Annotated in this window: 8 protein-coding genes and 1 pseudogene; 2 read left to right on the forward strand and 7 right to left on the reverse strand. The window is 70.9% G+C overall.

Annotated features, from left to right (window positions below; all coding sequences use genetic code 11):
• Positions 1 to 50: 50 nt before the first annotated feature.
• The 5 genes from GA0074704_RS00080 to GA0074704_RS00100 all read right to left on the reverse strand — a co-directional run bounded on the left by GA0074704_RS00080 (position 51) and on the right by GA0074704_RS00100 (position 4,117).
• Positions 51 to 152: a 30S ribosomal protein bS22 gene (locus GA0074704_RS00080; RefSeq protein ID WP_007465623.1), complete on the reverse strand. Its 102-nt coding sequence runs from the start codon at positions 150 to 152 to the stop codon at positions 51 to 53.
• A 221-nt stretch (positions 153 to 373) separates the two neighbouring features.
• A complete protein-coding gene (locus tag GA0074704_RS00085; protein WP_088968591.1) occupies positions 374 to 583 on the reverse strand; it encodes a helix-turn-helix domain-containing protein in 210 nt (69 codons plus the stop codon).
• 213 nt (positions 584 to 796) lie between these two features.
• Positions 797 to 1,981, reverse strand: a complete 1,185-nt coding sequence (locus GA0074704_RS00090; protein WP_088968592.1) for an ABC transporter permease — start codon at positions 1,979 to 1,981, stop codon at positions 797 to 799.
• Positions 1,978 to 2,715: an ABC transporter ATP-binding protein gene (locus GA0074704_RS00095; RefSeq protein ID WP_088968593.1), complete on the reverse strand. Its 738-nt coding sequence runs from the start codon at positions 2,713 to 2,715 to the stop codon at positions 1,978 to 1,980. The genes GA0074704_RS00090 and GA0074704_RS00095 overlap by 4 nt, the downstream gene beginning before the upstream one ends.
• A 4-nt stretch (positions 2,716 to 2,719) precedes the next feature.
• On the reverse strand, positions 2,720 to 4,117 hold the full coding sequence (locus GA0074704_RS00100) for an efflux RND transporter periplasmic adaptor subunit (protein ID WP_088968594.1): 1,398 nt from the start codon (positions 4,115 to 4,117) through the stop codon (positions 2,720 to 2,722).
• A gap of 639 nt (positions 4,118 to 4,756) precedes the next feature.
• Here GA0074704_RS00100 and GA0074704_RS00110 point away from each other — a divergent pair.
• Positions 4,757 to 9,394 (forward strand): LamG-like jellyroll fold domain-containing protein, encoded by a 4,638-nt coding sequence (locus tag GA0074704_RS00110; RefSeq protein ID WP_157743559.1) that lies wholly within the window; start codon positions 4,757 to 4,759, stop codon positions 9,392 to 9,394.
• A gap of 343 nt (positions 9,395 to 9,737) precedes the next feature.
• Here the strand turns inward: GA0074704_RS00110 and GA0074704_RS29725 are convergent.
• Positions 9,738 to 10,384: pseudogene (locus tag GA0074704_RS29725) on the reverse strand (efflux transporter periplasmic adaptor subunit); the annotation flags it as partial.
• Between the two features lie 50 nt (positions 10,385 to 10,434).
• On the opposite strand from GA0074704_RS29725, the gene GA0074704_RS00120 reads away from it, so the two are divergent.
• The gene (locus tag GA0074704_RS00120) at positions 10,435 to 10,989 is read left to right on the forward strand and encodes an IS630 family transposase (protein WP_231926710.1); all 555 of its coding nucleotides are present in this window, start codon (positions 10,435 to 10,437) and stop codon (positions 10,987 to 10,989) included.
• Positions 10,990 to 11,261: 272 nt separating this feature from the next.
• On the opposite strand, the gene GA0074704_RS00125 is transcribed toward GA0074704_RS00120, so the two are convergent.
• Positions 11,262 to 11,660: a hypothetical protein gene (locus tag GA0074704_RS00125; protein ID WP_088968597.1), complete on the reverse strand. Its 399-nt coding sequence runs from the start codon at positions 11,658 to 11,660 to the stop codon at positions 11,262 to 11,264.

The raw sequence follows: 11,660 nt of genomic DNA on the forward strand, positions 1-11,660 counted from the left end.
AGGGTCGACAGTTGGCAGGTGCCGGGGTGCCGGGCCAGGCCCGGCCCCGGTCACTTGCCGAGACGGCGACGCTGGACGCGGGTCTTGCGCAGCAGCTTGCGGTGCTTCTTCTTAGCCATGCGCTTGCGGCGCTTCTTGACCACCGAGCCCATACGAAAGCCTTTCGATGCAACGTTCGGGGCGGACCGTGACGACACCACCGGGGGTGGCGCGCGCGGGCGCTTCGGACAACGGACCGGACCGGCCTGTGGGCGTCGGGGCGCACCACTGCACGGTCACGGTCGGGTCCAGGGTAGCCGGAGTGCGTCAGCAGGACCAACGCGGCCCCGTCGATGCCCGTTACGTCGCACTCGACGGTGGGTGCGGCGGGGCCTCAGGCGGTTTCCTGGAAGGCGCCGCGCAGGTATTCGTGCACCGCGTGCTCGGGCACCCGGAACGACCGCCCGACCCGTACGGCGGTGAGTTCACCGCTGTGCACCAGGCGGTAGACCGTCATCTTGGACACCCGCATCACCGCCGCCACCTCGGCGACGGTGAGGAACCTGACATCCGACAGCCGACCGTCGGACTGCGACCCGGCCATGGCTCACCGACCCATCCCATGCCCGGCGCGTGCCACCGGGGGCGGATCTCCCGCTCCGACGGGCAACGCGCGTGTTACCAGTACGGTAGCGGGACGGCTGTGACCGGCGCGATCCCTTCGCGCGATTGATCATGCGAAGCGGCCGGTTCACCCGACCGTGAGCTGCGGGTTTCGCCCCGTTCGGGTCCGGTGTCCCGTTGCCGGGACCGAGAATCACTCGGCCCGCAGCGCCACCACCGGGTCGAGCCGCCCGGCCCGCTGCGCGGGGACCACCCCGAAGACGATGCCGACCGCCGCCGAGACGCCGAAGGCCAGCGCCAGCGACCACCAGGTGATCGCGGCGGGCACCGGGGAGAGCGCGTCGGCGGCCAGCGCCGCCCCCACTCCGAGGGCCATCCCGGTCAGCCCGCCGATCGAGGTGAGCAGCACCGCCTCCAGCAGGAACTGCAGGCCGATGTCGCGGGGCCGCGCCCCGACCGCCTTGCGCAGGCCGATCTCCCGGGTCCGCTCGCGGACCGAGACCAGCATGATGTTGGAGACCCCCACCCCGCCGACCAGCAACGAGATGCCGGCGATGGCGGCGAGCACCCCGGTGAGTACGCCGAGGATGTCCCCGAGCACGCCGAGGATCTGCTGCTGGGTGACCGCGCTGAACTCGGTGTCCGGGTGGCGCCGGGTCAGCTCGGCGACGATCCGGGCGCCCAGGTCGTCGATCCGCTCCCGGTCCGGCGCCTTGACCGCGATCCCGTCGATCCGCTGCGTGCCGTAGAGCCGGTGCGCCGCGGTCACCGGAATGTGCACCTCGTCGTCCCGGTCCACGCCGAGGCTCTGCCCGAGCGGGGCGAAGACGCCGATCACCCGGAATCGCACCCCGGCGATGCTGACCTGCTGGCCGATCGGGTCCCGGTCGGGGAAGAGCGCGCCGGCCACCGCCGCCCCGAGGACCGCCACCCGCCGGCTGGTGTCCACGTCGGAGGCGGTCAGGTAGCTGCCCCGGCCGAGCCGTCGGGTGAAGACCGCCGGGGTGGTCTCCAGCACGCCCTGCACGGTGGTGAAGTCCGAGCGCCGGCCGGCGCGTACCGTCTCGCCGGAGGCCACGGTCACCGCCACCCGCGACGGGTCGCCGACCACCCGCGACACCGCGTCCACGTCGGCCAGGTCGAGCCGGGACACCGCCGGGGCGGAACCGATGTCGATCCGGCCGGGGACCACCACCAGCAGGTTCGAGCCGAGCCCCTCGACCTGCCGTTCGACCTCGCGCTTCGCGCCCGTGCCGATGGCCACCAGGACCACCACCGAGGCCACCCCGATGATCACCCCGAGCATGGTGAGGGCGCTGCGCATCCGGTTGGCGCGCAGCGCCTCCAGCGCCACCCGCCACGCCTCGGCGAACCTCACCGGGCCGGCTCCGACCGCTCTACGCCGTCGCCGGCCGGCGGCTGGTCGGCCGCGCTGTCGGCGACCACCACACCGTCGCGCATGGTGATCCGGCGGCGGGCCCGGGCGGCCACCTCGTTGTCGTGGGTGACCATCACCAGCGCCACCCCGGACTCGGTGTTCAGCTCCTCCAGCAGCGCCAGCACCGCCTGGCCGTTGGTGGTGTCCAGGTTGCCGGTCGGCTCGTCGGCGAGCAGCACCGTCGGGTCGGTGACCAGCGCCCGGGCGATCGCCACCCGCTGCTGCTCGCCACCGGAGAGCTGGTTGGGCCGGTGGTGCAGCCGGTGCCCGAGCCCGACCCGGCCCAGCATCGCCGCCGCCCGCTCCCGGCGCTGCCGCGCGCCGATCCCCCGGTAGACCAGGGGCAACGCCACGTTGTCCACCGCCGAGGTGCGGGGCAGCAGGTGGAACGCCTGGAAGACGAAGCCGATCGTCTCGTTGCGCAGGGTCGCCAGTTCGGGCGGGGTGAGCGAGCCGACCTCCCGGCCGCCGAGCACCAGCCGCCCACCGGTCGGCCGGTCCAGCCCACCGAGCAGGTGCATCAGCGTGGACTTGCCGGAGCCGGACGGCCCGATCACCGCGACGTAGTCCCCGGCCGCCACGGTCAGCGTCACCCCGCGCAGCGCCGGCACGGACACCCCGTCGAGCTGGTACGTCCGGGACACGTCGACCGCCTCAATCGCCGGCGTCGCCATCGGGCTACCGGACTTCCTGGCCGTCGCTGACCTGGTCGGTGCCGCGTACCACCACCCGGTCGCCGGGCTGCACCCCGCTCACGATCTGCACCAGGTCCTGCCCCTGCACCCCGACGGTGACGGCGGCCCGGTCGGCGCGGCCGTCGCGGACCACCCAGACCGAATCGCGGCCGTCGGCGGAGAAGACCGCCGAGGCGGGCACGGTGACCGCGTCGGCGGCCTCGCGTACCCGGAGGTGGACCAGGGCGTTCATGCCGGGTCGGGGCGCCGGCGCGGGCTGGCCCTCGCCCTGCTGGCCGCGCTCCAGCGACAGCCGCACCCGGTAGGTCACCCCGCCCCGGGCCGAGGTGGTCGGCAGGACGTCGACCGAGCCGACCAGCGCCCGGTACGTCGCGCCGGGCACCGCGTCCAGTTCCGCCGTGGCGGTCACGCCGGCCCGGACCAGCAGCACGTCGGTCTCGTCGACCTCGGCGAGCAGGCCCAGCTCAGCGACGTCCACCACGGTCAGCACCGGCGTACCGGCGGTGACCCGGCCACCGACCGGGATCGCGCCGTCCACGCCGGCCGGCGGGCCGGGCTGGGCGGGGGCGAGCGCCGACGGGTCGATCCCGGCCGCCGCGCTGCCCCCGGCCGCGCCGAGCAGCCCGGCGAGGTCGGCGGCGGAGGCGCCACCCGCGGCGGTGCCGCCGGGCTGGACGACCCCGCCGATCGGCGCCCGCAGGGTCAGCGCGTCGACGGTCGCCTTCGCCAGCTCGTACGCCTGGCGGGCCTGGAGCTGCTGCGCGCTGGCCAGCGCGTCGACGGCCGAGTTGAGGTTGCGTACGCCCCGCTGCACCGCCCGGACCGCCTCGTCGGCGGTACGCGCGGCCGACTCGTACTGCTGCTGCGCGGAACGCACCTGGAGCAGTAGCGCGTCGCGCAGTTGCGGGTCACTGATCTTGCTGGCGGCGGTGCGCGCGGCCTCGTACGCCTGGGCGGCGGCCTTGTCGGTGCCTCGGCGCCGGCTGGTGAGCCCGCCGCCACCGGCGCCGCCGGCCTGGTTCGCGGCGTCCAGCGCCTCGGTGGCCTGGCGCAGCCGCTCCTGGGCCGACGGGGAGCCGACCACGGCGAGCACCTGACCCTTGCGGACCCGCTGTCCGGGTTGGACGCGGAGGCTGGCCAGGGTGCCGTCGGCGGGGGCGGTGAGGGTGGCGGCGGCCCGGGCGGTGACGGTCGCCGGGGCGTCGATCACCTCGGCGACCGGGGCCCGGGCCACCTGGGCCAGGGCGAGCGGGGACTTCTCGTCGCCGCAGGAGGCGGCGGTGGTGCCGGTGACGGCGACGACGGCGAGCAGGGCGGTGAGCAGGCGGGGCCGCGTGGCTGCGCGCAGCCGCGGCGAGAGGGTGCGGCGCACCACTCCAATCTAGCCACTCTCGAATGTGCCGGCCTTCGCGAACCTGCCCGAGCGCGGACCACGCGATTGCCCGGTTAGAGCGAACGGTCGCATTCAGCGGCGACACGCCAGCAGCCGGCGGCCTTCCGGTACTCCAAGGCGGGAGACACCAAAGATTGACCACCGCCACCATGCCAGCCGGCGTCACGAACCGCGTCGGCAACGGCTTCACACCCTTGACTGACGGCCCCGCGTCACCTGCGGCGGACCCGCCATGCCCGGCTCGCCACCGCCGGTGCACCCGTCAAAGACTCTGTGAACAGTGCCGACGCCGCGACGACCGCTACCACACGTCTGGACCGAGTCCACAACCATGGACCCCGTACTCGGCCATCAGAACCCTCATCATTGCGGACAAAACAAAAGGCACGCAGAGTGACAGAACACGCGCCCTGTGACGGGAAAGACCTCTCATGTCGACGGGGATCCAAGGTAACGAGCAGGTAACGATCGACCGTAACGGATTTAACCGTTCACTCCATACCGGTCCACAACGGGCAGCGGCGGGACTCAAGCGATGTTCCACGATGACTGCTCCGACTGATTCACTGTGGTCGCTCGTCGAACACATCCCTGTGTTCAACGCACATCGACGGGGGAGTTCCATCCATGCTGCCCGAAAACAGAAGATCACCGAGAGCAAGGCGACTGACCGCCTCGGCCGCGGCGGTCGGACTGTTCCTCACCGCCGCCTCGGCAACCCTCCCAGCCACGTCCGCCACCGCGACGGCCGCCGCGCCCGCCGCCCGAACGGTCACCGGGCCGTTGACCGTCGACGAGGCGGTGACCGAGGCGAAACGTTCGCGGAAGCCGGTCGAGGCGACCGCCGCCGGCACGTCCACCTCGACGCTGACCGCGCAACCCGACGGCACGCTCGAGCTGACCCAGTCGGCCGTGCCCACCCGCACCCGGGTCGACGGTCAGTGGAAGACCCTCGACCCGACCCTGGTCCGGCAGGCGGACGGCAGCATCACCGCGAAGGTCACCACCAACCAGGTACGGCTCTCCCCCGGGGGAACCGGCCCTCTGGCGGAGATGACTAGCGGCGACCGCGCCCTGTCGCTGTCGGTGCCACTGACCCTTCCCGCGCCGACTCTCTCCGGCCCGACCGCCACCTATCCGGAGATCCTGCCGGGGATCGATCTGAGCGTCCGGATCACCCCAGAGGGCGGCTTCTCCCACGTCTTCGTGGTGAAGGATCGAACCGGCGCGGCCAGCCCGAAGCTGGCCGCGCTCGACCTCGCGACCACGACCAAGGGCGTGACCCTCGCCGCCGACGCGGCCGGCAACATCACCGGCCGTGACCGCGCGGGTCGTGCCGTGATCACCGCCCACGCCCCTCGGATGTGGGACTCCGCTGCTGCGGTACCCGCCGCCCGGGGTGCCTTCTCGTCCACGGTGGCCCCCGGGCGCACCGCCCGCAGCGCCCCCATCGGCGTTCAGGCCGGCAAGAACCGGCTACGCCTGATCCCGGACCGGAGGTTGCTCACCGACCCGACCACCACCTTCCCCGTCTACATCGACCCGACCTTCACCTGGACGCCGGTCGGGGAATCCATGTCAGGCTGGGCGACGATCTCCTACCAGGACCAGTCGACGAACTACTGGAAGGACACCCCCGACCCCATCGGGCGGATGCAGGTCGGTAACGCCGGCAGCCAGCGGTCGAACACCCTGATCAACTTCTCGGTCCCCCACAGCACCCTCGCTGGGGCCGAGATCTACGACGCCCTGTTCAAGATCATGAACACGCGGTCATGGTCCTGCACCGCCAAGACCGTCTACGTCTACGGGCCGTCGGCGACCCTGTCGTCGTCGAACGCCACCTGGAACTACTGGGAGGGCGTCAGCAAGGGCACCGCCATCGACTCGAAGTCGTTCGCCTACGGCTACTCAGGGTGCAACACCAATGCCGTCTCGTTCGACGTCACCAGCCAGATCCGCACCGACGTCACCAACAAGCGCGGCACCCGGACGCTCTGGATGGTCGCGGCCAACGAGGCCACCGACACCGAGAGCTGGAAAGAGTTCCTCGAGACCAGCCCGACGCTGACCATCCGTTACAACCACAAGCCCAACAAGCCCACCGGGCTCACCACTTCCCCCAAGACCGCCTGTGCCGGTGGCTCGATCGTCGGGGACGCCGGCGTGTCGCTCTACGCTCCGGTCTCCGACCGTAACGGCGGCACCCTGGGCGTCAGCTTCAAGCTCTGGAAGAGCAGCGACACCACCCAAACCGCCGTTGCCTCCTCCGACCCGAACCTGCTCACCGTCAGCTCCGGCAGCACCGCCGTGCTCGTCGTACCGGTCGACAAGCTCCGCACCGCCGCCGCGGGAAAGCAGACCGGCTTCTCGTGGAAGGCGCAGGCCACCGACTTCCGGACGCCCAGCGACTGGTCGACCACCTGCACCTTCACCTTCGACCCCACCCGACCGGGTCAGCCGACGGTGACCGTACCGGCCGGAGGCACCACGATCGGGCAGCCCGCGACCTTCACCGTCAGTCCCGCGCCCAACACCACGGCTCCCACCTCGTACCTCTATCAGCTGAACGCCGGACCGCCGACCGAGGTGGCGGCCGTCAGCGGCAAGGCCACCATCACCCTGGCCCCTACCCGGTTCACCAACACCCTTACGGTCACCGGCCTGTCCGCCGGCGGCAACGTCGGCGAGAGCGCGAACGCGACCTTCAACTCGAGGCCGGCCGCCCTGGCGGCCGACGGCGACATGACGGGTGACGACACCCCCGACCTGGTCACGGTCGGCGCCATCAACGGTATTCCGGCCGGAGTCTGGCTCGCGCCCGGCGGCACCGGTGACTCCGCCGTGTCGGCCACCAACATCGGCGCCCGCGGCAACGGGGTCACCGAAAACAACTCCTCCGCCGACTTCAACGGGGGGCAGGTGATCACCGGCCGCTTCTTCGGTGAGAGCCTCCAGGACGTGCTGGTCTACTACCCGTCCGGCACCAACCCCGGAGGCGCCGGGATCCTGCGGGCCAACGGCGAGGGATCCGCCATCCGGGCCCAGGAGTCCGGCAACCAGCAGAGCATCTTCCGGGAACAGCTGCTCGACCCCGACGGCAACCAGCCCCTGCAACTCGCCAATGCCGGCGACAGCCGGCGGACCAGCTCTACCATTCCCGACTTGATCGGCACCAGCGGGAATGCCACCGCTGGCTATCACCTGACCTACTACCCCGGCTTCGGCATTCCCGGCGGCTACTGGGGTGCCTTCCATACGACGGCACTGACCCCTGCGGGCGACAGCAACTGGAACAACTGGACCATCGCCACCGCCCAGCTTAGCGGCGGCACCGCGATGTTCCTGTGGAACCGGTCCACCGGCGCGTTGCACCTCTGGGCCGACCTCACCGTCAACCCCGACACGGGCCAGCTCACCTACCACCCGTACGCGCTCGCCACGAACTGGAATGTCGGCGCCGCGCTGACGCTGCGCGCGGCCGACATCAACCTGGACGGCACCGCAGACCTCTGGACGGTCGGTGCGTCCGCGACGAACACCACCTGGCTCGTGACGAACCTGTCCAACGGCACCGGCACGGTCAGCGCCGGAGCCACCCGGACCATCGTCACTCCCGTGCATTCCTGGCTGCTCAACGACGCCGAGGCGGGCCCCATCAGCACGGCCAGGGACAGCGCCGGCACGCTGACCGCCACCGGCACCAGCGGGGCGACCTGGAGCGACGGTGACCTCTTCGGCAGCAACGCCGCGCTGAACGGCAGCGGCGGCACCCTCACCACGGTGTCACCCGCCGTCAACACTGCCGGCGAGTTCACCGTCTCCGCCTGGGTCAAGCCCGACTCTCTCGGTGGCACTGTCCTCTCCCAGGACGGGAGCAACGCCCCCGGTTTCAGGCTCTGGACAGAGGCATCCGACAAGTCGTGGCGCTTCGCCATGGCGCGGACCGACACGGCCACCCCAACAACCGACGTGGTCAGCGGTGGGGCGGGCAGTGCTCGGGCAGGCATCTGGGTCAACATCGCCGCCACCTACAAGAAGAGCAGCGGCGACATGACCCTCTACCTCAACGGCACCTCACTCGGTGTCACGAGCCACACAAGCACGTGGAACTCCAACGGCAGGTTCCGGATCGGCAGCCACCGGATGTCCGCCACCACGTACGGTGGCTGGTTCGCCGGAGACCTGGCGTACGTACAGACCTGGAACAAGGCCGACGAGATCTGGGTTCCGCTCGGCACGCCGGTCTACGGCGTCGGGAACTCCGGACTGCCCTACAACGGGGGCTTCCATGTCATGGCGAGGGGGACGGACAACTCCCTGCTGCACCACATCTACGACCCGGCCACCGGGTGGCGTCCGGTGCGCACCGCCGGCGGCTCGCTCGCGTCGTCACCAACCCTGATCGTGCACAAGGGATCGGTCGGTATCTTCGCCCGGGGCAGCGACAACGAACTGAAGTACCGCTTCCTCTCCAGCGTCACCGGCTGGGATGATGACTGGCGTACCGTCCCGGGCCAGATCGAGGGCCGGCCCGCCCTGGCCCGGACGGAGGATGCGACCTTCGTCCTTGCCCGGAGCCAGGGCCAGATCAGCTACCGATACCTGGGCAACAGCGGCTGGAACTCGGACGGCACCTGGCGGACACTGGGCAGCCCGAACGGTGTGAGCGTCGCCTCTGATCCGGTGACTGCCGTCTTCAACGGGCATCTTTACGTGATCGTCCGTGGCTCGGACAGCCAGGTGTGGCTGCGCACCTTCTACCCGTCCTTCGACCCCGCGGGCAGCAGTTGGACGGCACTGCCCGGTCTGGTCACCGACACGCCCACGGCGGCGGTGCGGAACGGTCGCCTGTTCATCCTGGCGCGAGGGTCGACCGGTGAGGTGCGTTACTCCTACCAGGACGCCGGAGCTGGCACCTGGAGCGCGAATCACACCCTGTACGGCGACATCACCGGCAGCCCGACCGCCATCACGTCGAGCGACAACTCGCTGCACGTGTACGCCCGAACCGCTCAGGGCGACTTCGTCTACCGGTATCTGAACGACGACGGGTGGAACGACCCCACCGACCCGACGCGGTGGAGAAGCATCAGCCGACCGTCGGGCGTGACACTCACCTCGTCCCCGACCACCATCAATTACGGCACGACGCTGTTCATCGCCGGTCGGGGGTCGGACGCGAACCTGTACGCCCGATCCCTCGGCTCGGGAGGCTGGGGTAGCTGGAGTCAACTTGCGGGCAGCCACGCCTCGATCGGCTGACCCGCACGTCGCAATCGTCCCCCGCGCGCCCTCTAGGCCGTAGGGCAAGGGGCGGGTCGGAGCCTGTGGTCAGGGCTCGGACCCGCCCCGTACGTGCGGGAGCGGCGCCGTGACACGTGGAAACCATCGGGACCGAACCCGGCACCGGGCCAGGACCTACCGGGGCCAGTCGACCGACTGCGGGAAGGCCCCGACGGGGCGCCGGCAGGCGTCCGGGACCCGGCCGGGCTCAACCGGTCACGGCGCGGACATAGCCGACGCACTCGTCGTGCACCACCGATCACCGCTCCCCGAACACCCGGTCGGTGGCCTCGTCCATCGACCGGCACTCGTGCAGCACTGCCCGGACCACCCCGCCGATCGGCGCCCGCAGGGTCAGCGCGTCGACGGTCGCCTTCGCCAGCTCGTACGCCTGCCGGGCCTGGATCTGCTGCGCGCTGGCCAGCGCGTCGACGGCCGAGTTGAGGTTGCGCACACCGCGCTGCACCGCGCGTACCGCCTTGTCGGCGGTGCGTGCGGCCTCGTACGCCTGGGCGGCGGCCCTGTCGGTGCCCCGGGCGCCGGCTGGTGAGCCCGCCGCCACCGGCGCCGCCGGCCTGGTTCGCGGCGTCCAGCGCCTCGGTGGCCTGGCGCAGCCGCTCCTGGGCCGACGGGGAACCGACCACGGCGAGCAGCTGGCCCTTGCGGACCCGCTGTCCGGGCTGGACGCGCAGGCTGACCAGGGTGCCGTCGGCCGGGGCGGTGGGCGTGGCGGCGGCCCGGGCGGTGACGGTCGCCGGGGCGTCGATCACCTCGGCGACCGGGGCCCGGGTGACCTCGGCCAGGGCCGAGCGGGGACTTCTCGTCGCCGCAGGAGGCGGCGGTGGAGCCGGTGACGGCGACGACGGCGAGCAGGTTCAACGAGCGGGGGTTCGACGCGCTGGACCCAAAATGGAGCGGGGGCGCACCGAGACGGATCGATGAGCAGACCCGCGACTGGATCTGCGTCATCGCCCGGTGCGACCCCCCGATTCCTCGGCAAACCGTTCTCCTGCTGGTCCTTGGCCAAGCTGCGCGACTACCTGATCGAGGCTGGCTACGTCACGACGATCAGCGTCGAGACCGTCCGGCGGATCCTGCACGAGCGCGAGGTGTCGTGGCAGGCCACCAAGACCTGGAAGGCCAGCACGGACCCTGACTTCACGTCGAAGATGCGCCGGATCCTGGAACTCTACGACCACCCGCCCGCGAACGGCCGGGTCATCTGCGCCGACGAGTTCGGGCCGCTGAACCTGCAACCCCGCCCCGGCCGGGCCTGGCGTCCGCAGGGCCAACCAGTTCGTCTGCGGGCCACCTACACCCGCGACCCGGGCGTCCGGCACATGATCGCCGCCCTCGACCTGGCCACCGGGAAGCTGCATTACCGCATCCGTGACCGCAAACGCTGGCGGGAGTTCTTGGCCTTCCTCAAGAGCCTGCGCCGCCGCTGGCCCGATCAGCGCCTCTACCTGATCCTGGACAACTTCTCCCCGCACAAGCACCCCGAGGTCCGCGCCCTGGTGCGCCGCCAACGAGGTGGAGCTGGTGTTCCTACCGACCTAAGCATCCTAGGCTGAACTGGATCGAGGCGGAGTTCGCTGCCCTGCGCTACTTCACCCTCAACGGCACCGACCACCGCAGCCACACCGAGCAGGACGCCGCCATCGGCAACTACATCCGCTGGCGCAACCAGCGCGCCAAACCCAAAACCCGATTCGCCGCCGGCTCCAAGATCCGCCACCCGGATTATCCGTTCGAGGCTGCATGACAAGGCACTAGCCACTCTCGAATGTGCCGGCCCTCCCCCGCCGGCTACATCGCCAGCCCGCTCACCTCCTCGACGGCCGACTCAGCAACCAGTGATCTTTCGATACTCGATGTACTCGTCTTCGGTGTCCGTGGCAGCGCGGAGACTGAGCTTCCCATTCAGACTCCTTCGGGTCCGCACCTCCAGGCTCGTGCGGTCCTCACGGAAGCGCAGCATCAGCACCCCTTCGAGCGAAGCACCCTGCGCGAACTCCCAGCCGCCGCTGCCCGATCTCGCCGAGTCACCGAACGGAACGTCTCTGGCGTCGAAGGTACCGCTGGACTGGATATTTATATTGCTGCCGGCCGAAGCCTTCCAGGTGCCACACAACGAGCTGGAACTGACAGGAGGGAAGAGGAAGTGCCCCACGCCCGCCCAACCACAACACAGGACGACCATGAGACAGCAGGCGCCAATCACGTAGGGCAACTTCCTCGACAC

This window comes from Micromonospora siamensis (assembly GCF_900090305.1).
Taxonomy (GTDB): domain Bacteria; phylum Actinomycetota; class Actinomycetes; order Mycobacteriales; family Micromonosporaceae; genus Micromonospora; species Micromonospora siamensis.